Source organism: Streptomyces sp. NPDC028289 (assembly GCF_055565975.1).
In genome coordinates this window covers 147,577-169,913 of record NZ_JBVHTI010000011.1, presented here as the reverse complement: position 1 = coordinate 169,913, position 22,337 = coordinate 147,577, and the positions used below count along the sequence as shown (strand labels likewise).

28 protein-coding genes are annotated in these 22,337 nt (G+C 71.3%); all 28 read left to right on the top strand.

Going from position 1 to position 22,337, the window contains the following annotated elements; genetic code table 11:
• Positions 1 to 24 precede the first annotated feature (24 nt).
• The 28 genes from ACZ4UV_RS45615 to ACZ4UV_RS45480 all read left to right on the top strand — a co-directional run bounded on the left by ACZ4UV_RS45615 (position 25) and on the right by ACZ4UV_RS45480 (position 22,333).
• Entirely contained in the window at positions 25 to 1,392 is a 1,368-nt protein-coding gene (locus ACZ4UV_RS45615) for an SCO6881 family protein (RefSeq protein ID WP_467847022.1), read from the top strand.
• Positions 1,393 to 1,474: 82 nt separating this feature from the next.
• The gene (locus ACZ4UV_RS45610; protein ID WP_467847017.1) at positions 1,475 to 2,947 is read left to right on the top strand and encodes an SCO6880 family protein; all 1,473 of its coding nucleotides are present in this window, start codon (positions 1,475 to 1,477) and stop codon (positions 2,945 to 2,947) included.
• A gap of 100 nt (positions 2,948 to 3,047) precedes the next feature.
• Positions 3,048 to 3,509 carry a DUF6238 family protein gene (locus ACZ4UV_RS45605; RefSeq protein WP_467847013.1) on the top strand — a complete coding sequence of 154 codons (462 nt, stop codon included), beginning with the start codon at positions 3,048 to 3,050 and terminating at the stop codon, positions 3,507 to 3,509.
• A gap of 28 nt (positions 3,510 to 3,537) precedes the next feature.
• Positions 3,538 to 5,049: a VirB4 family type IV secretion system protein gene (locus ACZ4UV_RS45600; RefSeq protein ID WP_467847010.1), complete on the top strand. Its 1,512-nt coding sequence runs from the start codon at positions 3,538 to 3,540 to the stop codon at positions 5,047 to 5,049.
• Positions 5,050 to 5,111: 62 nt separating this feature from the next.
• The gene (locus tag ACZ4UV_RS45595) at positions 5,112 to 5,507 is read left to right on the top strand and encodes a hypothetical protein (RefSeq protein WP_467847007.1); all 396 of its coding nucleotides are present in this window, start codon (positions 5,112 to 5,114) and stop codon (positions 5,505 to 5,507) included.
• A 144-nt stretch (positions 5,508 to 5,651) separates the two neighbouring features.
• Positions 5,652 to 5,843: a hypothetical protein gene (locus ACZ4UV_RS45590; protein WP_467847005.1), complete on the top strand. Its 192-nt coding sequence runs from the start codon at positions 5,652 to 5,654 to the stop codon at positions 5,841 to 5,843.
• 1,148 nt (positions 5,844 to 6,991) lie between these two features.
• Positions 6,992 to 7,735: a hypothetical protein gene (locus ACZ4UV_RS45585; protein ID WP_467847002.1), complete on the top strand. Its 744-nt coding sequence runs from the start codon at positions 6,992 to 6,994 to the stop codon at positions 7,733 to 7,735.
• A 7-nt stretch (positions 7,736 to 7,742) separates the two neighbouring features.
• The gene (locus ACZ4UV_RS45580; RefSeq protein WP_467846998.1) at positions 7,743 to 8,285 is read left to right on the top strand and encodes a hypothetical protein; all 543 of its coding nucleotides are present in this window, start codon (positions 7,743 to 7,745) and stop codon (positions 8,283 to 8,285) included.
• 73 nt (positions 8,286 to 8,358) lie between these two features.
• The gene (locus ACZ4UV_RS45575) at positions 8,359 to 9,360 is read left to right on the top strand and encodes a DUF8094 domain-containing protein (RefSeq protein WP_467846993.1); all 1,002 of its coding nucleotides are present in this window, start codon (positions 8,359 to 8,361) and stop codon (positions 9,358 to 9,360) included.
• Positions 9,361 to 9,394: 34 nt separating this feature from the next.
• On the top strand, positions 9,395 to 10,087 hold the full coding sequence (locus ACZ4UV_RS45570) for a hypothetical protein (protein WP_467846990.1): 693 nt from the start codon (positions 9,395 to 9,397) through the stop codon (positions 10,085 to 10,087).
• The gene (locus ACZ4UV_RS45565) at positions 10,084 to 10,611 is read left to right on the top strand and encodes a hypothetical protein (protein WP_467846987.1); all 528 of its coding nucleotides are present in this window, start codon (positions 10,084 to 10,086) and stop codon (positions 10,609 to 10,611) included. Before ACZ4UV_RS45570 ends, ACZ4UV_RS45565 begins: the two co-directional genes overlap by 4 nt.
• Before the next feature lie 187 nt (positions 10,612 to 10,798).
• Positions 10,799 to 11,524 (top strand): hypothetical protein, encoded by a 726-nt coding sequence (locus ACZ4UV_RS45560; protein ID WP_467846984.1) that lies wholly within the window; start codon positions 10,799 to 10,801, stop codon positions 11,522 to 11,524.
• Positions 11,517 to 12,626 (top strand): hypothetical protein, encoded by a 1,110-nt coding sequence (locus ACZ4UV_RS45555; protein ID WP_467846981.1) that lies wholly within the window; start codon positions 11,517 to 11,519, stop codon positions 12,624 to 12,626. Before ACZ4UV_RS45560 ends, ACZ4UV_RS45555 begins: the two co-directional genes overlap by 8 nt.
• Positions 12,627 to 12,815: 189 nt before the next feature.
• A complete protein-coding gene (locus tag ACZ4UV_RS45550; protein WP_467846978.1) occupies positions 12,816 to 13,151 on the top strand; it encodes a hypothetical protein in 336 nt (111 codons plus the stop codon).
• Between the two features lie 41 nt (positions 13,152 to 13,192).
• Positions 13,193 to 14,338, top strand: coding sequence for a hypothetical protein (locus ACZ4UV_RS45545; RefSeq protein WP_467846974.1), 1,146 nt, complete (start codon positions 13,193 to 13,195; stop codon positions 14,336 to 14,338).
• Positions 14,339 to 14,440: 102 nt separating this feature from the next.
• On the top strand, positions 14,441 to 14,938 hold the full coding sequence (locus tag ACZ4UV_RS45540) for a hypothetical protein (protein ID WP_467846969.1): 498 nt from the start codon (positions 14,441 to 14,443) through the stop codon (positions 14,936 to 14,938).
• Positions 14,939 to 15,038: 100 nt separating this feature from the next.
• The gene (locus ACZ4UV_RS45535) at positions 15,039 to 15,464 is read left to right on the top strand and encodes a hypothetical protein (protein ID WP_467846966.1); all 426 of its coding nucleotides are present in this window, start codon (positions 15,039 to 15,041) and stop codon (positions 15,462 to 15,464) included.
• A gap of 118 nt (positions 15,465 to 15,582) precedes the next feature.
• Positions 15,583 to 16,053, top strand: a complete 471-nt coding sequence (locus ACZ4UV_RS45530) for a hypothetical protein (RefSeq protein ID WP_467846962.1) — start codon at positions 15,583 to 15,585, stop codon at positions 16,051 to 16,053.
• Positions 16,044 to 16,172 (top strand): hypothetical protein, encoded by a 129-nt coding sequence (locus ACZ4UV_RS45525; RefSeq protein ID WP_467846959.1) that lies wholly within the window; start codon positions 16,044 to 16,046, stop codon positions 16,170 to 16,172. The genes ACZ4UV_RS45530 and ACZ4UV_RS45525 overlap by 10 nt, the downstream gene beginning before the upstream one ends.
• Before the next feature lie 220 nt (positions 16,173 to 16,392).
• Complete coding sequence (locus tag ACZ4UV_RS45520; protein ID WP_467846952.1) at positions 16,393 to 16,881, top strand: hypothetical protein; 489 nt, start codon at positions 16,393 to 16,395, stop codon at positions 16,879 to 16,881.
• Between the two features lie 23 nt (positions 16,882 to 16,904).
• Entirely contained in the window at positions 16,905 to 17,663 is a 759-nt protein-coding gene (locus tag ACZ4UV_RS45515) for a hypothetical protein (protein ID WP_467846946.1), read from the top strand.
• Positions 17,660 to 18,307, top strand: coding sequence for a hypothetical protein (locus tag ACZ4UV_RS45510; protein ID WP_467846943.1), 648 nt, complete (start codon positions 17,660 to 17,662; stop codon positions 18,305 to 18,307). Before ACZ4UV_RS45515 ends, ACZ4UV_RS45510 begins: the two co-directional genes overlap by 4 nt.
• Positions 18,308 to 18,590: 283 nt before the next feature.
• The gene (locus ACZ4UV_RS45505) at positions 18,591 to 18,974 is read left to right on the top strand and encodes a hypothetical protein (RefSeq protein ID WP_467846936.1); all 384 of its coding nucleotides are present in this window, start codon (positions 18,591 to 18,593) and stop codon (positions 18,972 to 18,974) included.
• Positions 18,971 to 19,765: an SPDY domain-containing protein gene (locus ACZ4UV_RS45500; protein WP_467846931.1), complete on the top strand. Its 795-nt coding sequence runs from the start codon at positions 18,971 to 18,973 to the stop codon at positions 19,763 to 19,765. Before ACZ4UV_RS45505 ends, ACZ4UV_RS45500 begins: the two co-directional genes overlap by 4 nt.
• Before the next feature lie 27 nt (positions 19,766 to 19,792).
• On the top strand, positions 19,793 to 20,155 hold the full coding sequence (locus ACZ4UV_RS45495) for a hypothetical protein (protein WP_467846924.1): 363 nt from the start codon (positions 19,793 to 19,795) through the stop codon (positions 20,153 to 20,155).
• On the top strand, positions 20,146 to 20,967 hold the full coding sequence (locus tag ACZ4UV_RS45490) for an SPDY domain-containing protein (RefSeq protein WP_467846921.1): 822 nt from the start codon (positions 20,146 to 20,148) through the stop codon (positions 20,965 to 20,967). Before ACZ4UV_RS45495 ends, ACZ4UV_RS45490 begins: the two co-directional genes overlap by 10 nt.
• Before the next feature lie 311 nt (positions 20,968 to 21,278).
• Entirely contained in the window at positions 21,279 to 21,554 is a 276-nt protein-coding gene (locus ACZ4UV_RS45485; protein WP_467846918.1) for a hypothetical protein, read from the top strand.
• Between the two features lie 2 nt (positions 21,555 to 21,556).
• Positions 21,557 to 22,333 (top strand): SPDY domain-containing protein, encoded by a 777-nt coding sequence (locus ACZ4UV_RS45480; RefSeq protein ID WP_467846915.1) that lies wholly within the window; start codon positions 21,557 to 21,559, stop codon positions 22,331 to 22,333.
• Positions 22,334 to 22,337: the final 4 nt, after the last annotated feature.

Sequence of the window (22,337 nt, the reverse complement as noted above, 5' to 3'; positions counted from 1 at the left end):
ACACGAAAGGAGGAGTAACTCCCCGTGGGTTTCTGTGACTATCCCCTGGCAGACAAGTTGTGCTCCGTTGGTGACGCGGTGGATTTCGCCTCGGATCCCGGCAAGGCCATCGGTGACTGGATGGCGAAGTCCGCCGGTGAACTGGCAGCCGCCGCAGGCGATCTGGCCGCCAAGGCGGTCGACACCACCACGAAGGTGGACCTCAACGCGACGTGGTTCGTCGACAACTACGAGATGCTGCTGCCGCTCGGGCTGACTCTGCTGGTCGCGACCTTCTGTGCGCAACTGGTGCGGGCCGCTGTCCGACGCGACGGACAAGCCCTCACCCAGGCATTCACCGGCACCGCGTCCGGCGTCCTGTTCGCCTTCTGCGCCATCGCCTTGACCACGGCCGCCGTCGAAGTGGTCGACGCCGTCAGCGACGGCCTGTTCAAGACCGCCCACTTGAACATCGAGTCGGCCGTGCGCCGCATCGTGAAGGTCGACCAGATCGGGTCGCTGACGGCCCTGGGCTGGCTCGTCCCCGTCGTCGCAGGACTCGGCGCCGCCATCGGGGCCTTCCTCTACTGGTGCGTGATGATGGTCCGCAAGGTCGGCATCCTCGTCATGGTCACCCTCGCCGTCTTCGCCTCCGCCGGCGGCGGCTGGGAGGTCGCCCGGCGCTGGCGCAAGGGCTGGATCGAAGCCACCGCCACCCTCGTGGTCTCCAAGCTCCTGATGACCGTGATCTTCATCCTCGGCATCGCCGCCATGGGCAAGACCGAGGCCAAGGACGGCATCGCGGCTCTCGCCGACGTCATGTCCGGCATCGTGATCATGATCCTGGTTCTGCTGTGCCCGTACGCCGTCTTCAAGTTCGTGCACTGGGCGGCCGACGGGACCGACGGCGAGTCCATCCACCGTGCCGGCGGCGCCGGAGCGCAGATCGCCAGGGCACATGCCGAGAAGGCCGCCCGCAAGGCCGCCGCAGCCGCGGCCACCGCCGGAACCGGTGGCGCTGCCGCCGGAGCGGGCGCCGCACCGCAGGGCCCAGACGCCGGCGGTTTCCCCGGCGACATCGCCGCCAACCCGACCGGCACAGGCAGAGACGGCAAGGAAGGTTCGCAGGGCGGCGGCACGGGCGTCTCGTCCGGCGGCGACGCGGTCAAGTCCGGTCTGGACAAGGCCGTCCAGCCCGCGCCGGCGAGTGTGTCCGGCGACACCAGCGGCCAGGCGGTCGGCAGCCCGGGGCCGGGCGGATCCGGGGCGTACGCCGCGTCCGGCCAGGGCGGCGGATGGCAGTCCGTCCCGCCGGCCACGACCCCGCCGCCGCAGGGCGCACCGCCGTCCTCCGGCTCGCAGAACGCCACATCCAGCGGGGTGAGCGGACCGCCGTCTCCGACCGGCCTCTGATCCCCTTGCCCGTCTACTGGGGGCGGGATGTGCACACCATCTCCCGCCCCCGGGTTCCACCCGCGCCTCCAGGACCCGCCCCTTGACTGATCTCTCCGTCGCCCCGGTCACGGTGAAGTTCCCGCACCGGTCCCGCCGCGGCATCCTCCTCGGCCTCTCCCTGCCCCAACTCGTGCTTGTTTCAGTCACTTTGACACTGCTGCTGATGACGGTGATCTCCACCGGACTGCTCGGCGCCGTCGCCCTGGCCCCATTGTGGGCGGTATCCGGTGCGCTCGTCGCGATCCACCGGCACGGCCGCTCCCTGATCGACTGGGCACCGATCGTCGCCCGCTACGCACACCGCCGCCGCAGTGGCCAGACCCTCTGGCTCGCCCGGCCCGTCACTCGGCCCCGGCAGGACGGCATCCTCCACCTGCCCGGCACGGCCGCCTCCCTCAAGGTGGTCACGCCTGGCGACTCCGCAGGCGGCGCCGCGGCAGTCCACGACCCGCACCAGCAGACACTGACCGCCATCGCCCGCGTCACCAGCCGCGCCTTCGCCCTCCTCGACCCCGCCGCCCAGAACCACAACGTGAGCAGCTGGGGACGCGCGCTGGCGGGCATCGCCCGCACCGGGCAGATCGCCACCGTCCAGGTGCTGGAGCGCACCGTCCCCGACAGCGGCGACACCCTCACCCGCCACTGGACCCACCACGGGCAGCCCCAGACCCCCGTCGCCGGACAGATCTACTCCGAACTGGTCGCCTCGGCCGGCCCCGCCGCCGCACCGCACGAGACCTACCTCGCCATCTCCCTCGACCTCAAGGCCGCCCGGCGCCTGATCAGCCAGGCCGGCGGAGGCTTGCCCGGGGCGTTCACCGTCATGGAGCAGACCACCGCGTCCATCGCCCAGGCCGCCCGAAACGCCGGACTCCAGGTCACCGACTGGCTGACCGCGCGGGAGATCGCCGCCGTCATCCGCACCGCCTACGACCCGAAGGCCCTCGCCGCACTCCAGCAGTGGTCCGAGACCGGCCGTGCCGAGGCCGACCCCGCCGCCGCAGGTCCCGTCGTCCAGTTCGAGGAGTACGACCGCCTCGTCACCGACACCGCACGGCATGCGACCTACTGGGTGGAGAACTGGCCGCGCACCGAAATGGGGGCCGGGTTCCTGCACGGGATCATGTTCACGGCCGGCGTGCGCCGCAGCCTCTCCCTGATATATGTGCCGCAGGGGCTCGAGTCCGCGTTGCGGGACGTTCAGCGGAAGAAGGCGGCGATCATCGCCGACGCCAGTGAACGTGCCCGTCGCGGACAGGTCGATTCCGAAGAGGATTCCGTCGAGTACGCCGACGTCAAGCAGCGTGAACGCCAGCTCATCGCCGGGCACGCGGACGTGGCCCTGACCGGTCTGGTCACCGTCACCGCCGAGACCGACGCCCTCCTGGACGCCGCCTGCGCACAGATCGAGACCCACGCCGTCACCTCGGGCGTCGATCTACGACGGCTCAACTACCAGCAGCCGGACGCCTTCGTGCTCACCGCGCTTCCGCTCGCCCGGACCGCCCTGTGAGCAAGGCCCGTCGGCAGACGCCCTGGCCCGTTGCTCTTCGCTCATCCGCGACGGACCACCCGTCGCCGCCCCTGCCTTCCGGCAGGAAGGACCACCACCTTTGACCTCTCGCACACCTCCGGACGACGCGCACCCCTACCTCCGCGCAGCGAGCGCCGGAGTCCGCCACCACACCCGGGCCCTTGCCCCGTCGGACACGACCCCGCCCCGGCGGGCGGACCGGCTGCACCTTGACGTGCTCCACGCCCACCTGACCGCCCTCCTCCAGCTCCTGGACCGCCTCGCCGAAACCACCCGTCCGCCGCACCCCGCCGCCGGCCGTCACCTGGCCAGCGCGCACACCCACCTTTGGCAGGCCACCAGCGAGGTCCACGCCGCCTTCCACCTGCTGCCCGCCCACACCGCTTCAGACGGTGAGACGAGCGCCTGCCATCCCGAGCGACTTCCCGAGGGACCGCCCGTGCTGACGATCTGCCAGCGCCACCTCGCCGCCGGGCACGTCCTGCGCCGCAGGACCACCCCCAGCGACCTCCGCCCTCACACCACGGCCTGCGTGCGATGAGCACCACCCGCAGAATCGAGGGCCCCCGATGAGCCACCGGCCCGCCCGGCGCGCCCGCCGCGCCTCCGCCAGCCCGCTCTTCACCCCCCACGGCACCGACCGCGCCAGCCGCAAGGCCGCGCGCCGCCAGCTCGCCGAGGCCACCGCCGCAGCCCGCGCACAAGCCCGTGCCCACCAGGCCGAGAGCACGCCCGCCGAGCACGAGATGCCCGCCGCGCTCTACCCTCCGAGCGGACGTCCCGGTCCTGCCTCCGCCCGGAAGAACCGGCTGAAGCTGCCCGCCCACCGCATGACGACGGCCGTGGTCGCCGGCGCGTATCCGTTCCTGGCCGAAGGCGGCCTCGGCGCCGAGGGCATCTACATCGGGCGCGACGTCCACGCGGAAGCGTCGTTCGTCTTCGATCCGTTCGCGCTGTACGGCCGCGTGGAGGGATTCACCAACCCGAACCTCCTGCTCGCCGGAGTCATCGGCCAGGGCAAGAGCGCCTTGGCCAAGTCCTTCGCCCTGCGTTCAGTAGCCTTCGGATACCGCGTCTACGTACCGTGCGACCCGAAAGGCGAGTGGACGCCGGTGGCGAACGCCCTCGGAGGCCGGTCCGTCGCCCTCGGCCCCGGACTGCCCGGCAGACTGAACCCCCTGGACGCGGCCCCGCGCCCGCAGAGCGTGACGGAGGCCGACTGGGTCGGCGAGATCCGCAAACGGCGCCTGCTCCTGCTCGGCTCCCTGGCCCGGACGGTCCTGGGCCGGGACCTGCTGCCCATGGAACACACCGCCCTGGACGTCGCCCTGGACGCCGTCGTCACCGGCGCCGCCCCCGGCAGCACCCCGCTCCTCGGCGATGTCGCCGCCACCCTCAACAACTCCGATGCGCTCGACGAAGCCGCCGGGATGATGTCAGGCCAGCTCGGCGACGCCGCCCGCGACCTGGCCCACGCGATGCGGCGCCTCGTCCACGGTGACCTGGCCGACATGTTCGACGCTCCCTCCACCGTCGCCTTCGACCCGAACGCACCGATGCTCACCATCGACCTGTCCCGGCTCGGCGGCTCCGGCGACGACACCGCCCTCGTCCTGGCGATGACCTGCGCCTCCGCCTGGATGGAGTCCGCCCTCTCCGATCCGTCCGGCGGCCGGCGCTGGATCGTGTACGACGAGGCATGGCGGTTGATGCGGCACGTCGGACTGCTCCAGCGCATGCAGGCCCAGTGGAAAATCAGCCGCGGCCTCGGTATCGCCAACCTCATGGTGATCCACCGGTTGTCCGACCTGCTCACCGCCGGCGACGCCGGATCACAGGGACGCGCCCTGGCCGAAGGACTCCTCGCCGACTGCTCCACCCGCATCATCTACCGCCAGGAGACCGACCAACTCCCGTCGGCAGCCTCCCTACTCGGCCTGACCTCCGTCGAAATGGACGCCATCGCCCACCTCAACCGAGGCCGTGGCCTGTGGAAAGTCGCCGGACGATCTTTCATCGTGCAACACCTCCTGCACAGCCACGAACTCGCGCTCTTCGATACAGACGCCCGCATGCACTGAAAACCCCCGCCAGTTCGCGAATCCCGAAGCCCTCACCACAAAACGAATCACCCCAACGCCCCATGCCCTACGCCTACGTTGACCATCGCACGCTCACCCCGGACGACCTGGCCCTTTTCGAGGACCTCCTCGCACATCGCATGCTGACGAATCACCCTCGCCGCGAAGGCTGTCCCGGTCCCGAAGACCGCTGGGAACTGTGCATCTACAGCACCCGCCACGGCCCCGACGGTGCCTGGGAAGAGACCCTCTGCTACTTCCGGCGCCGCAGCGACCCCGACGACGGCACCCAGCACGCGCACTACGCACACATGTACTTCACCCGCGACGGCCACGCCCTGCCCGGCTACGAGTCCGCAGCGCAGCCCGTCGACCCGCACATCAAGCCCTCGGAGTCCAGGCAGCTCCCCGATCCTGCCGCACCCCGCACCTGGCTGACCCGCCCGCAAAGCCGGTGACCCGAACCCGCACAGGTCCACGGAGCACCTTCCCTCCCTCTCATCAACGGGTTCCCACAGCCCAGGGGACTCGCCTTCCGTCCGCCCGGGAGGTCCACGGTGCCGTACCTCGGAACTCCCTCGGGCCCTGACATACGGGCCGCGATGAGCGCCGGACGCATCAGCTGCATGACGACACCCGCACAAGGCAGCCGCATCCCCGACGGAGCCCTGTACGCATGCGACAACTCCAAGTTCGGCAGCGACGGCAAGGGCCGCTACTGGCCGGGCACCGAGACATGGTTCGCATGGCTGAACCGCACCGTCGAGCGCTACGGGCCCGATCGATGTCTGTAGGCGCTCGCCCCGGACCAGCCGTTCGACGCAGCCGGCACCCTGACCGAGTCCCTGCCATGGCTAGCCCGTATCCGCGAGCTGGGAGTTCCGGCGGCCTACGCGGCGCAGGACGGATGCGATGCGCCTGGGCTGCTGCCCTGGGATGCCTTCGACGTCCTCTTCCTGGCCGGATCGACCGAGTGGAAACTCGGCCCGGTCGCCGAGCGGCTGGCGCGGGAGGCGAAAGAACGCGGCAAGGGCGTGCACATGGGCCGGGTCAACTCCCGGCTCCGTCTCGGTATCGCGGACTGGTTCGGCTGCGACACCGCCGACGGAACCTACCTCGCCTTCGGGCCCGACAAGAACCTGCCCAAGCTCCTCAGCTGGCTCCGCGACCTCGGCGACCACCCCTCCCTCCTCGGCGGCACCCCCGAAACAGCGCAGTCTGGCGGACCGCCGAGACCTCCACTCCCGCGCGTCGCAGGCGGAGTTCCCCAGCCCGGGGGCGGCGCCGTGAAAGCAACGGCTCTCCCCTCCCGGCCACCGTCCCGTGCACACCGTCGCTTCTGACAACAGCCCCACCGAAACGGCGGAACGCCCTTTTAGATCTTCCGGAGTCCCTCCTGCAGCACCCCGATTTCGAGCTGTACGACAACGTCGGCCGAACCAGCGAACAGATCCGCGCCCACCACACCGGGTCGGCCACCACGGACGACCTGCACCGCTGGGCAGAGCGCGACGCCGCAGACTTCCGCACCGCACACCCCCTGTCGGCCGCGCCCTTCCCCGTCCCGGACCTGAGCCCCTACCGGGAGGCGCTGGACGCCGCCGACACGCCGGCCGAGTTCAGCACCGTCCTCAACGCACTGCTGGACGCCGGTCGAGCCGTTCCTCGGCGAGGTCATCGACCACCTGGCCCTCACCGCCCGTTGGAACTACCAGAACCGCGGCGCGCATACCGGGTCGCCGCCGAAGCTGCTGCGCGACGCGGCCAGCAGAATCTCCTCCGCGCTCGCCATGGCCGCCGAAGCCGACCTGCAGATCCTCCGGGCGCACTACGACCCGCCGCCGGATCCCGATGCGCTCGCGCAACGCGCCCGCACGGCTCGCGGGACACCGCCGGGGCCTCCCCCGCCTTCGCCACCGCCTGCCCCTGGCGGTCCCAGCCGGTGACCTCCACGAAGCCCGTGCCGCCGAGCCGCACGACCTTCCTGTCCTCCTACGCCGAGCAGTCCCCCATCATCGAGCGGCTCTGGGACACCGGGCACGTCGACTACATCGTCAGCCAGTACGTCCTCGGCCACGACGCCGTACTGCACGGGCCCGACCAGCAGCAGCTCTACGTCGCCGACCGGCCCCTGTACCGCCACCAGTTCGTCGTGGCCCCGCTGGAGCCCGAGGGCTTCCTGCCCCATCACCTTGCCACGGTCGACGAGCCGAACGGCATCGCGGTCCCCTGCGATCCGGCCCGGGCCGCCGCCGCTGTCACACGTCGCCTGCTCCCCCGCTACCGCCTGGCCCTGGACACGGTGCACCGCAACGCCCGCGCCCAGCCGGAGCCTCCCTACCGGCGGTCCGCGCCGGAGACCGCGCAGACTCTCACGCTGGTCTTGTACCCCGACGGGGTCGTGGACGCGCCCTACGCGTCGGTGCCCGAAGGCGCTCGCACGGTGCTGTACAGCTGCCACTTCCAGCACCGACCGCACGAAGCCGCCTTCGTCCTGCCCGACTCATACAGCACGAGCGACCGCGCCCTGCTGATCCAGACCGCCGTCCGGCAGCTGACCGCGCAGGGCATCGGCGTCAACTTCCGTCACGCCACCCCCATCACCCCGCGCCCGACGTCCCGCGCCCCCGCACCGGCCCTCGGCTCCGGGCAAGCAGCCGGCACACCGTCCGCAGCCCGCCGGTAGACCTCTGATGCGTCTTGAAGCTGCCACTGATCTCGACGAGCGGATGCTGCTGCACGACGTGGCCGACCGGTTGAACTCCGTCGGCGACCACCTGCCGCTGCCCGACCAGATCCGTGCGGACCCAGTGCTCAGCGACCTCCTGGACGACGAAGTCCGCCACCTGGCACGTCTGCTGGGCTACCTGGCCGGCCAGCACGCCTTCCGACACCGAGCTGCCGCCCACTACCCCCACCAAGTCACGGCCGCCCAGCGCCGCCTCGCCCTCGGACTCGCCCGCGCGGCCGAGCCCGCCGGTGCCGCGCTCGCAGCTCTCGGCGCCGCCGTCCACGCGCTCGGCTGCCTCGCCGATCTCAGCCACCAAGCACCCAGCCCCGGCCGGGCCCGTGCAATGACCACCGGCCACCAGCATCTCGCCGACCGCATCGCAGAGACCCGTACGCACCTCGCCGAGGCCGCGAAGTACCTGCGGACCGCCGCCGACACCCGGCCCCCGCCCTCAGCCACACGGCCCCCACCTGCGGCATCCACCACCCCCACCCGAACCCACTGACCGTACGCACCCGGAGCACCACATCCCCCAGTACATACCCGCCCGCCGCACCGCCGTCCTGCTCACCGCCGCCATGGCGGCCACCCTCACCGCCTCCGCCTGCACCACCAGCAACAACGCGAGCACCACGGTCAAGACAGCCCCCAGCGTTGCGCCCACGCCGATCGCCGTCCCGGCACTGACGAAGAAGGAGGCTCTGGCCCAGATCGCCCATTACTCGAAGACCAACAACGAGGCGAACAAGCACCGCAACCGGGCGCTCCTGGACACGATTGAGGGCGGACCGTTGTACGCGATGTCGGTGACCGACTACAAGGAGGACGAGGGCCTGCCCAAGGCCGACCGCAAGAAGTACAAGCCGTGGTCGTACGACCTCGCCGCCACCGACGTCTATATCCCCCGCTTCATGGCCGGCCAGCAGCGGTGGTTCGCCGCCGTCACTCGCAGTGGCAAGAAGAAGCAGTACGTCCGGGTGATGATTCTCGCCCAGCAGGCGAAGACGAAGCAGTGGGAAATGGTCGCCGCCGTCGACCTCGCCGACCCGAAGAAGCTACCGAATATCGCCCTCGACACCGGCGGCTACGCCACCGCCTTGGACGCCACCTCCAGCAAGGACGTCGCCGCGCCGGTCACCACCCTGCGCACGGCCGTCGGCGACAACTTCGCCACGGGCGCCGAGCTGAGCGGCAAGAAGGTCTTCACCTCGTCGAAGGCGGCCGCCCGGCAGATCAAGGTGCACGACAAGACGGTGCACAAGTTCGGCAGCCACGGCAGCACCTCGTTCTCGGCCGCCGCGCCGGAGTTCACGGACAGCTACGCGCTGAAGACGACCGACGGCCAGGCCCTCGTTGTGTTCGCCCACAGCCACACCCAGCGCGACACGGTCTTCTCCGGCTACGAGATCATCCCGGAGAAGGACGACCGTGCCTGGCTCGGCACCAACAACAGCCCGTACTTCACCTACGAGTTCACCTGCTCCGATGTCGCCACCGTCCCCCTATCGCCGGGCAAGTCGACGCTGATCGGCTACACCTGCCGCCGCACCGACGCCCACGGCATGACCGCCTCCTCGTGACCAGCGGCACCGACACCTTCACGAGGAACCCACCTTGCACATCACCGAGTTCACCCATGCTCTCGCCGAGCGCCTGCCCGGCTGGCAGCCCTCTCCCAGCGCGGTCCCCATGGCCGGCGACCGGGCAGGCGGGCGGATGTGGGACAGCGGGCCGCTGCCGTACACGGCGTACGAAGCCGGTGCTCAGCGCACCGTACTGACGCACCACTGGGGCCTCCAGCTGTACGTCATGCCCCGCCCTCACCGGCCGGGCCAGTACCTGGTGCTGCCGATGCTGCCTGCGAACACCAGCCACCGGCACGTCCAGGGCATCCGGGCCCCGCGCGGGATCGCGGTACCTGACGACCCGGTCCGGGCCGCGGCAGCACTGCACCGCCGGCTGCTGCTCGCCTACCGGCTCGCCGCCCCTACCCCGATCCGGCGCAGCAGCCCGGGCCACCTGCAGGTCCACGTCGCCTTCGACGCCCAGCAGCGGCCTCGGATCCGGTCCGGTTACCTCGGTGCCAACGCCGAACTGCTCGCGCACGGCGGTTTCCTGCTCGACCCCGTAACCGGCGAGTGCCACCTGCCGGACAACCTCAGCCCGGAGCAGGTACGGCGTCACTTGATCATCAGCCTGCAGCGCCTGCGGCACCAGAACTTCCACATCACCCTGCACAGCAGCGACGGAACAGGTACGCACCCGCCCCTGCCACGAAAAGCCGCATACAGGGGGCAGCGCCGATGAGCCTGACCAACGAAGCCTTCGTTCATGCCCGCCTGACGACCTGGCAGCGGCGCATCACCGACACCGCCGCCGCCCTCGTGCCTCCCGAGACCGGAAGCCCGCAGGCGGCCATCTCCCCCACCACCGACGAGCTGGTCGCCGTGCACAATCTGGCGACCGGTCTCCTCGCGGATCTGCGGGACTGCGCGGACAGCGCTCTGGCCACCACCACCGCGGGGCGCGAGCACGTGGTGCAGCTGGCCACCGCGCTCGTGCACACCAACCGGGCGGCCACGCACCTGAGCACGGCCCTCACCGGGCTTGCCGAAACGCACCGCTTCGCGCACCGGCACGGCCCCGCTGTTGCGGTCGAGAGCCAGCTGGCCCTGACGCTCGGGCATGCAGCGGCGCTGCGCAGTCTGAAACGGGCGCTGGAATCTGTCACCGGTTCCCAGCCCAGGCCCGCCCCGACGCGCGGTGTCACCGATCAGCATCACCGGGCCACCGAGACCGACGGCACCCGGTCTCCACGCCGCCATCCCTAGACCCGTTCCGCCTGCTCCCTCGCGTCCTGGCAGTTTTGGAGAACCTCTGTCCACCCGCTGTTTCATCGCCCGGCTCAGCGAGTCCGGTTACGACGGCATCTTTGTCCACCTCGACGGTGATCCGAGCCAGAAGCTCCCCCTGCTGCTCGCCGCCTACCGGTACCGGTTCGGTCAGGATGTCGAGGCCATGACGCGGCATCTCGTGGACGACGTGCCCGTCTGCTGGGACGAGCTGGGCACCGGTCTCCTCGACGGCGCCCCGCCCGAGATCGTGACCGCTCTCGTCGGCACCGAACGCTGGCCCAGCACCACGCCGTCCAACATGATCACCCCGGACGGCAGCGCGCCGGTGCGCATGGGCGTCACCGAGAAGACCGCGGCCCACCAGGACATCCAGTGGGGCTACATCCTGCGTCCGTCCGGCATCGAGGTGATCGCCGTCCAGCATGCCCCCTGCGGACCTGTCGTCAGCTGGAGTGCCGATCCCCGCACTCCGTTCAGTAACGATCCCGCGCACTGGCCGGTCCCCGGAACCCCCGTCAGCCGGCTCCCGCGCCTCCCGGTCGCCGTACACATCGCCCGCCGCAGACGCCGGCACACCGCGCCGGGCCACCCGCCGCTGAGTCCTGCCCCGCTCCCTGGAGACCCTGCCCTGTCCACTCACCCGATCACGACCGCTCTCGCGCCCCTCCTCATCAGAGCCCGGCGGGCCCTTCTGACGGCCATGCACGCCAGCCGCACTCGCCACAACGTCCCGCGGGAGGCGGTGATCGCCCTCGACAGCACCAGCCCCGCCTCGCCGACGCGTGTCGCCGTCCTCACGATCAAGGAGCGGGCCGCCGTCGAGCACGCCTGGCAGTACAACCGCGGCCAGTGCTGCGCCCGCCGCCATGGAGGGCTGCACCATGTCTGACGCCGAAATCATCCTCACCTACAGCAAGCACACTGGCTTCATGGCCTTCGCCCACGGCGAGAACCACGAGATCGCGGAGGCCGTCCTGGCCGAAGCCGGCTTCGTACGCAACGACTCCGGCGTGCGCCAGCTGCCGACCGTCGCCCCGGAGGCCGGGCGAGCCGCCCTGGCCCACCTCACGCATTGCGCCGAGGAACGTGATGTCGCCGTGACCAGCAGCCGCCGGGGCTATATCGGAGACCTCGCCAGTGACATCGCCCGGCGCCTGCCCGGGCGCTGGAACGCGGCAGTCGAGTGCTACCCCCGTCAGGCGTGGCAGGAGGACGTCGTACCGTGGCTGTGGGACAGCGGCGACCTCGCATCCGCTGCGCGCAACGAGCGGATCCCCTACGCCGCCGTCCTGGCCAACGCGGACACGGACACCTCGCTGCTACTCGTCGAACGCCCCGGCCGCACACTCAGTTACCTTGTCGGCGCCTTCGCTCCCGACATCATCGGCGGCTGCGGAGACAGCGAGCCGGATGCCCCGCGCAGCATCGTGCTGGCGCCCAGCGCCGACCGGGCCGCCCACGCGATCACCCAGAAGTACCTGCCCGCCTACGACCACGCGGTCCACAGCCGTCGGCTCTCCATCATCAGGCAAGCCCTGGACATCATCCGCGGCCAGCACGACACGTGGACCGCGGTGGCCGCTGCGCCATGGGAGGGCGACGTCACACCGCTGAGCGCGGACGCGTTCGGCGCTCGCACCGCCGACTTCCTCGACACCGCGTGGCGCCAGTTCCTCGACGTCCTGGATCACGCCCCTGCGCTGCTCGATCAGTGCCACCCCAGCGACGCTCCCTCGCCGCAGGGCGCCGACGTCCTCGACGACCTCGCCGCCGCCCTCGTCGACGCCGAGACGGCACGCGAGCACAGTACCGGTGGACTCTCCCGGGCCGAGCACAACCGGCAGGTCTGGCCGGCGATCGAAACCTGGCTCACCCACGCAGACCTCTTCCTGCGCCAGGCCCGGGCTGCCGCCCCGCCCTCACCGGCCGCCGCACCCAGTGCGGCCCTGCCCAGAGCCCTCCCCGCGGGCCGGCCCGCGCCCCGTCGCTGATCCGCAGCCCGTCCCCATCAGGAACACCCGGCTCGGCGCCCCGATCCCGCCGTTGTGCACGGTACTCAACCGCAGCACGGCGTCGCCGAGACCTCCACCCACCCCCACGCTTGCCGGACGGCGACCGTCTCGATCACCCCGTGCCGCACACCCCACACCCTCACCCGCAATCCAGAAGGAACGATCCCCATGACGTCCGGCACCACGCCGATCCGCATCGTGCGCGGGCGCGGCGGCGAAGTCGAAGTCGACGGCCCCCTCGACGCGTTCGCCAGCCAGATACTGCGCAGGGCCGGTTTCCGCTTCGAACCGGTCATGCGCGGAACCTGGGTACGCCTCCCCTTCGACCTCGGACGCGCCTGGGAGAACGAACACGCCTCCTGGGCAGCCGAGATGCTCACCGCCGCCCGCTACCCGGTCCATCTCAACCCCGACCTCCGCCCAGCCTCCCCCGCTACTCCAGCACAACCGCCCGCCGTGACAGCCGGTCCTCCGCCCCGTCCTCACGCACACCGCCGCCCCTGACTCCCGGAGGAACACTCATCCCCGACATCCCCGAACCGGACTTGGCGGACATCGTCTCCCGAGCGCGTGGCTTCCGGCTGCGGATGGCCGTCCTCGACCGCGAGACGCAGACCGCGCTCGATGCCACCCGCGACCGCTACAGCCGCACCGTCCACCAGCACGCCGCAGCCGCCGCCCTCGCCCGCCGCAACCAAGCCGCCCTCGCCACCTATGCCACCCATCTCCGCACACACAGCGACCACTTGCTCGCCACTGCCCGCCGTGCCCTCGGCGCACTGCCCGAGGCCCGGCACACCCACGCCTGGCGGAGACTGCTCGATGCCCTCGACGCCTCGCACACCGAGATCGCCCGCGCCCTCGACCAGCCCGCGACACCCGGATCCCCTGCCGAGCGCGAGCAGCACAACGCCGTGTGGCCACACGTTTCCTTCTGGACGGAGCAGGTCCTGATCGCCGCAGACCTCGCCGACCAACGCCACCAGCCCGACCCCGTATTGACCGCCGAAGAGCGGCAGCTGTGGACCGAGACGGCTCAGGCCGCCCAGCGTAGGGGCGAGCTGGACCTGATCGAGTCCTGGTACGCGGCCGACGGACGCCTGGTCACCCTCGCCTACCTCATCGAGGACGACACCGACACGGTCGTGGCTCTCGCCGGGGACCCGGACGCGCCCGGCTGGGAGGTGATCGGCCACTACGACAACGAAACCACAGCTGGACGAGCACTGCCCCGCCCCGTCCCGCCGGGCTTCCTGCGCGCCGACTCCCCGACACGGTTCAGCCGCTCGGAGCCCGCGCCCGAGCAGCACCTGCACGAACTGCTGCGGGACGTCATCGAGGCCCGCACCGCCGGCGAGGTCTCCGACGCCCTGCTCACCGCCACGCAGACCGGCTACGAAGCCGGCGCCCTCGTGCGGCTGGAAGAACTCCTCGACACCGCAGCCCAGTTCGCCCATGCCCTCGACACCGTCAAAGGCCGACAGGTCGGCGCCCGCCTGAACGCACTCGGCCGGCATCTGGCCTTCCTGACCCGCGAGGTGCACGAGGCGGCCGAGGATCTCGGCGCCACGGTCGGCGTCCTGCCCCCGCACCGCATTCCCCGACCGCCCCAGCTCCATCACCGTCCCGCCGTGGACACCACCCTGCCTCAAACCCCGGCAGGCGCTCGGTCCCCGGCACGCCGCCCGTAACGCTGGCGGCGCACCGCCACGGCAGACCGCTTCTAGACCCGCTGAGCGCACTCGGCGCCGTGGCGTCCCGCTCATCTGCACCACAAGGAGAATCGTTACTTCATGCCCGTTCGTACGCAATGGACCATCCAGCACGCCTGCGGCCACGACGTCGTCCACGACCTGTCCGGCCGTTCCGCCGACCGGCGCGCCGGATTCGCACGCTGGCTCGCTGCCAAGGACTGCTCCGACTGCTGGAAGGCGTCGCGTGACACCGACACCGAGTCGAAGGAGGAGTGGCTCGCGGCCAAGCGCGCCGCCGAGCAGGAGGCTGCCCTCGCGTGGGCGGCGCAGTTCCACATGCCGCGGTTGGAGGGCCCGGAGAGGGCCCTGGAGTGGGGCGAGCGCTCACGCCATCAGCTGGTGACGGCCGCGCACACCGCGCTGGTCGTGGAGGGGAGTTGGGACGAGGCGGACTGGGCGGAGCTGGAGGAGAAGGCCCGTTCCGTCACCCGCGCCGGATGGTGGATCGACCAGCGCGACGCCGAAGGCACTGACCTGCTCGAACTCCTCGACGCGGCCGGTGAGGCGGACCGTGGGACGGAGAACCCGTTCCGCTGACGGCGGGGGAACATAGCCGGGGAACGCCGGTTAGCCAAACCGGCGTTCCTCCGGACCATTGTTCCTCCCACCCCGCTGCCGATTGCGTGGAAGGAACCGCATGTCCCAGCCCCCGCCCACGTCCGCCTTCGCGCCGACACCTGACCCACTCACCCCCGACCGGGACATCACCCACGCCCACTTCCAGCCCGGTGACACCGTCGTCGTCCTCAAGGGGGTAGCCAACCGAGAGCTGTGGGGCGATGCGATGCGTGTCGTCGCCCCGTCCTGGCACACCCCGACCGACGAGGACGGGTGGCGGCTGCGTGATGCGACCGGCGGAGCTCAGTCCTACGTCACCGCCCACCCCCGCTACCTCGTGCACCTCTCGCGCCAATGCCCAGACTGCCTGATCTACCTGCGGGCCATGGAGGAAGCTCTCCTAGCTCGGTTCTCCGGCCGCGACGAACTGATCGACTGCGGCTGGTACACCACCACCGCCCTGGGCCAGCTCGTGCACATCGCCGACGTCCGAGGCGGCCGGTGATCGTCCGCCTGCACGAGCGGACCCAGATGCCGCACGACTCGCTCGCCGAGGCGCTGGGGCGGCCGGTCTCGCCCAACGAGGGCCTCACGGAGTACACGGTCGTCGCCCACTGGCCGGGGTGGACTCCTTCACCCCGGACGACGAGCAGAAGATCTCGACGGCCGCCCAGTGGGCCGAGCACCTCTATGACCCCTATCTGGAGCATCAGTTCGCTGCCAGTCCGGACGACGACCGGCGGGCGATCCTCCACCTCGACATCCGGCTTCACCCGGACGACCGGGAGCTGACCGGACCGCAGGGGGCCGAAGCTGCCCACCGTCTCGCACGGGCCGCCGGCGTCGAGATTCCCGGCAAGGAGCACGGCTGCTGGTGGATCGCCGTTCAGGCCCAGCCCAAACGCCTCAACCTGATCGCGAACCTGATCCACCTCGACGGCGCGTGGCACGCCCCGCCCACGGACATCCTGCGGCGCCTTGCGGACGAGGCGCGCCGTATCGAGCAGGACCTCCACCTGCTCCCCGTCCGCTCCGGCCCCACGGCGCGAACCGTCATCCCGCCGCCGCCGACACAGCGCACCGCATGGAGCTGATCGCCCGCCGCCTCCACTCCATCCAGCAGGACCTGGACACCGCCGCAGCCCGCCTCGTCCAGCCCCGAAGCGCCGCCGTCCCCATCACCGTCCGGCACACCGCCCACCGATCGCCATAGGAGAATCGTCTCCCTGCCCCGTACCGACCGCTTCCTGGACATCCGCCGCGACCCGCACTCCGACGAACTCCTCGCCCGCGGCGGGGACTCCGAGGCGCACAGCATCCTTCAGCGCGCGGGCTTCGTCGCCGTCGTCCGCCTTCACGAGACCTACCACCGCGCCTCCGCCAGCCTCACCCAAGACGAGGAGTCCCGTCTCGCCACCGACGCCGTAGCGCGCTTGCGGGCCGCCGGGTACCACGTCGACTGCGACGAGCCTTTCGAAACAGATGCTCGGCCGGTCCGCTATCCCGCGCTCGGTGCCTCGGTCTCCCACCTCGCCGAGCGTCTGCGCGAAGCCACCGACACCGACGAGGCAGCCGGCATCCTCACCGAGCTGACCGCACCCCACGACGGCATCCTCGCCGGGGTCGATGACACCCTCGGCGCCCTGGCGGACTTCTTCGACGGCCTCGGCAGCGCGAGCGATCCTCACACGGCCCGGCGCCTGCGCTACCTCGCCGACGAGTACGTACGCGTCATCCACTCCGACCTCGCGCACGCCCGCGAGCGGCTGGCCGACCGGCACGCCCCGCACCCCGGCCGCAGCACCTGCACCGGGGAAGTACCCGCCACCGAACTCGAACGCTCCGCCGTGTGTGCCTGCCCGCCCCCGCCGCGCACGGTCCCGTCCCCGCCGCCCCCGGTGGCCGCCGGACTGCGCCGCTGACCCTCATCTCGCCCAAGGACACCATGCACGACCACGACACCTCCCAGCGCCTCGCCTCGTACGCCGACGTCCTCGCCGGTGAACTCCCCGACACCTGGACCAGCTCCCATCTTCCGCCGGACGCCAAGGACGACCTCGCCGAACTCGCGGACCGGATCTGGGACCTGGATCTGGTCGCCGCCTCGCTCGCCGAGCACCCGCTGCAGCAGGCCGCCGTCCTGAGCCGCCCGGACGGCGCCCAGTTCGTCGTCCTGGACCGGCACGACGAGCTGGGCGGCTTCCTGATCGCCGCCGTCGCCCCGCGGGCCCTGCCCGACGAGGCGTACCGCGCCGTTCCCGAACCCAACGGCATCGCTCTGGCGGATGACCCGTTCCTGAGCGCGGAGCAGGTCGTCGGCGATCTGCTCGCCCGTTACGATCGCGCGCTCACCCAGGTCCGCCACAACGCCCTGGACAGCATCCAGCCCTCGCAGCCGGACCGAGTCGTCCTGACCTGGCAGCCGGACGGCAGCGTTGCCGCCGCCCCCGCCGACGACCGTGCCGGTGCGATCCTGATCGCCCACGGCTTCGTTGAGGACCCGCACAGCGGCATCTACCGCCTGACCGGCGACGACACCCAGGCGCAGGCCCGCGCTCTGCGGGAAATCGGCCCGCAGCTGGACCTGCTCGGCATCAGCACCGCCCTCCAGCACCCCGCAGGCCGGAGGGCGCCCACTTCCGCACCGGCCTCCATGCCTCCGGTCCCGGCCGGCCCCCGTGCGCCGGCCACCCAGGCTCGATGACGTTCAGGGAGCCCGCCTTCTGGGTGATGGAGTACGTCACCATCACCAAGGACCGCCGCACCGGCCTGGTCGTCGCCATCGGGGGCACCGAGAAGGCGGCGGACATCCTCCAGCGCGCCGGCGGCTTCCTCTCCGCTCCCGGACCGCGTGGGGACTACCACCAGCTTCCCCACGGCCTGTCCGTCGGGCAGCAGCGGCTGAAGGCGACCGCCGCCTCGCACGCCCTGCTCGCCGCCGGTCACAGCGTCCACCTCGACCCCGCACTGAACGCCCTGGCCACGCCGAACGGCGACCACGACGCGGCTCTGCGCTACCTCGCCCGTGTCGCCGAGCGGGTCGCTGCCGCCGAGACCAGCGGTGAGATCGCCGAGGTCCTGACCGAGATCGCCGCCCCGGTCACCGGGCTGCTCCCCCTCACCAGAGAGGTGGTCGTCCGAGCCTGGATTGCCGCCAGTGACCTCCAGGAGGCTGCCCCCGGCGAGGAACCCGAGCCCCTCGCACGACTCGGAGACACCGCTGGCTCCATGAGCCAGGCCGCGCACATGATCCTCCACGCCCGGAACCACGCCGCCCGCACGGCGCGGCCGCCGGCCCCCACTCCGCCGCCGAGTACCACCCCGTCCTCGGCATCCTGCCGCCGTTGACCCCGAAAAGAGACTCCCCGTTGGCCCCGGCACCGTGCCGGGGCCACCGCCTCCACCCGCTTCCCGGAGGAACCCGTAGGACCCCGTACACCTCCCGTGATCAGCCACCGGCTCAAGCCCCGACTCGCAACGGCCTTGTTCCGCCATTACCTGCGCGCCTGCATCCCGACCGGCCCCGACCGCGCCTACCCGCTGGCTGGCGCCCGTCCGGACGCCGTCCTCGCCGAGACCCAGCGTGCCGACCCGTGCCCCCATCCCTGACCGTTCACCGACCCGGAGGAGCATGTCCCACCCCGCCCCCTACCCGGTACGGCTGGCCGACGAGATCACCCGCCAGCTCGGCCTGCTCGCCGACCACCTCACGCAGCTTCCCCCGCCCCAGGCCTCGCAAGTCATCGCCCGCGTTCTCGACCCGGACACGGGAGTCCTCGGCGGCATCACCCACCTCGTCGCCACCGGCAGCATGTTCGCCAAGGACCAGGCAGAACGAGGCGCCCTGCCCGCGGAGGTGTGGCTCGCCCTGGGCCGCGCCTCGAACGAACTCGGCGACATCGCCCTCGACCTGGACGAACACAAGGACACCCTGCAGCACGTCAGCACCCAGCCCTCCACCACCACGGCGGCGCGACAGGCACCCGCACCCCTCGTGGTCCGGCGGCACCGGTGATCACCAAGCAGTGGCAGGACTGGGGGGCAGGCGAGCCGGCCGAGCAGCACTACCTCGTCCAGCCCCGTGCCCTCGCCGGCGGCGGCGACATCCGTCACGTCTCGGAGTTCCTGCGCGCCTCGGGATGGCGGGACAAGTCCAAGAAGGGCGGCCCTCTGCTCATGCAGAGCCCGGACCGCACCGTCCGCGTCGCCTACGACCCCTACGTCCTGCCCGGCGGTTGGACCATCCACGGCCCAGCAGACGACCGGAACAGCGAGTGGTCGGCACACCTGGGCCAGCAGACCCCGGTGGAGATCGTCGCCGGTCTGACCGACGCCCTCACCCGCCCACGCCCCGCCCACGCCCCCAACGTCTGGGCGCCGCTGCAGGAGCAGCAGTGGCACACGCGTCTCGAGGGCGCAAACTACCTGGCGACCAGCCCGGGCGGCACCGCGTGGATGCAGTACCTCCAGGAAGCCGACGGGCCAGCGATGTGGTGGACCGGAGCACAGGACCAGCAAGGCAACGGCTGGACGGCCACCTTCACGCCGAACGCCCCGATGCACCTAGTGCAAGCCCTGTCGGCCGAACTCGCCGACCCCGAGCCCGTTATGCGCCCGCGCGGACGCGTGCCGCTGAGCGCACAGATCCGTACCTGGTCGGTCTCCGTCACGCCCTCCCAGCTCGGGGCGTGGCAGCAGGCCCGAATCACGGCCGCCCGCGCCGCCCTCTGGGCCCAAAGCAGCGCCCAGCTGCGCACCAGATCCCGTCCCCGCACTCCGGACGGCGGCGCCCGGACCCGCCGTTGACCTGACGCCCCCGTTCCAAGGAGCCTGATGCCCGCGCTCACCCCGGACACCATCCGCACGCTGACCGAAACCCTCTCTGACCTCACCGACTACCTGCGCGAGAGCCCCGACCCGGCGCAGGCCCTCGCCCTCGCCCTCGTAGAGCCTCTCCTGGACGAATACACGGGCCTGCCCGTCCAACTCGCCGACACGCTGCGGGCCCTCGCACGCGCCGTGCAGGAACACCCGGACACGCCACGCACCATGCAAGTCTCCGTCCTGATCGACGAGTTGCGCACGGCCGCGTGGGAGCAGACCGACCAACACACCCTCCACTACGTGCTGGACGACCTCCGCGACCTGTACGGCAACGTCGCCGGGGGCGAGCAGGGGTGCGGCCGGTGCCGCTGAGCGAACGGCAGTTCGCCGCGTTCGCGGACAAGCACGCCTGGCAAATCCCGTTCGACACTGGCCCACGCCACCTCGCCGGTCCCGGGGATGCCCGCCATGTCACCCACGGCCTGGCCGCCGCCGGATGGAGCACCGTCTCCGACCCGTTGAGCGCCGAGATAATCATGCGCAGCCCCGACCTGCGCCACCGCCTCCAGTTCGACCCGCAGTCCACCACCTCCGCGTGGTGGCGGCTGCGGGCCGAACCCACCAACACCGAACCGGGTTGGTACACCGAGTTCGGCGAACTGGTGCCCGCCGAGGTCCTCGCCGGCTTCACCGACGCCCTCGTCGGCGCGCCGCTACGGCAGCAGGACCCGTGGGAACCGGTGATCTCGGCGAGCTGGCACGTCGACTCGGACGGCACCGCGCATTCGCCGGACTCCATGTGCCACGTCGAGCTGCGCCCGCTGAGCGAATTCAGCGCCCGGCCGTCCTGGCACGTCGAGACCCGCCAACCCGGCCACGGCGAGTACCCCGGCCCGTTCATCTGGCACGCCTACTTCGACGAGCACACCCCCACCCACCTCGTCGGTGCGTTCCTCACCGCGCTGACCGACCCGAGCCCGCTCCAGCGCGGCATGTACGACCGCACCGGCCACTACAGCGCCGTGCAGGACCCTAGCCCGCTGCGTCCGCAGCAGGTGGTCGACGCACACACCGCCCGTATCGAGTCGCTCCGCTCCCAGTCTCGCGCCGCGCGCCGGCAGCAAACGAAACCCGCAACGACCCGGGCAAAGGCCCACACCTCCCAGCCGACCGCCCGCCGCTGAACCGACAGGACTCCTCCCTCATTTCCGCCGATCATCGCGCGCACCGCGACCTCCTCCGTCATCTCGACCGCTACCTGAGCAACAGCCAAAAGATCCTCAACGCCTGGAACACCTACTCCGACGAGCACACCGACCTCGACGGATGGCCCTACGACCAGCACGCCTACGGCCTGCGCGCGAGCCAGCGTGACGCCAACACCGCCGAGGCATTCGAATCGGTCCGGTACGGCGCCCGCCACCTGCTGGCCACAGCAGAGACGCAACTGGGGTGCCTGCCGGAAGGCGCCGTACAGAGCCGCTGGGTCAACCAGTTGGGCGTCCTGCACGCCGCCGTCGACCGGCTCGACCAGCTCCACGAGCAGTGGCTTCAGACCCGGGACGCCCTCCCCGCCGCGGCCAAGCCCGGCACGACCGCCTTCGACGACGCCCTCGCCGAGTACCACGCCGAATCGTGGAGTTACCTCGACGACTGGGCCACCCACGGCAAGACGCTCCGCGAGATCAACGCCGCCGCCCGCAGAGCTCCCTCACCTCTGACAACCGCGCCGGCTCCCGCGGCCGACCCGCGGACCCCGGCGCGGAGGTGACCATGGTCTCCTCCACTCCCGAGACCGTCGAGGTCGACTTCATCACTCCGCGCCACCTCGCCGGTGGTGACCCCGCCTGGGTCACCGTCCCCCTCCACCGTGCCTGCGGCTGGAGTCACGGTGACGACCTCTTCATGCCTCGTGTCCTTCTCTCCAGCCCCGGCCGGAAGGCCCTCCTGCACCTGGAGCCCGACCCCGACGGATCGTGGTGGACCCTTCACCACGCCGCCGCGCCGGACCGGCCCGCCTGGTACGCGAGCTTCGGCGCCCGCACCCCGGTCGAACTGATCGCCGCCGTCACCGACGCCCTCACCGACCCCGCCCCGACCGCAAGCGCACCGTGCGACCCGTACGAACCTCTCCGGCAGGGCGGCTGGTCACCGTATGGCGACGACGGCCTCGTATCGCCCGACAAGACGGCGTGCATCGAGCGCCTGGGAACGCCGAAGACGCGGGAGTCCTGGGGCGTCACCGTCTCGCTGGGCCTGTATCAGAAGGTGTGGGAGGCCCGCTTCGGCGAACACACCCCGCGGCACCTCGTCGCTGCGTTCACCACTGCGCTCGCCGATCCGAAGCCCGTGCATCGCATCGACAGCGGGCGCAGGCTTCCGACCCGCGACCGAAAGCTCATCACCCGCAGGACCACGGACGTGCTCGTCGTCTACGTCGCTGGAGCCCTGGACGAACGCAGCCACACCCTCGCTGCCCGGCACTCCGCCCCGCCCTCGCGGCCGCTCCCCGAGCCCGGGCCGTCGTCCAAGAACGGCCGCAGCCGCTGATCCC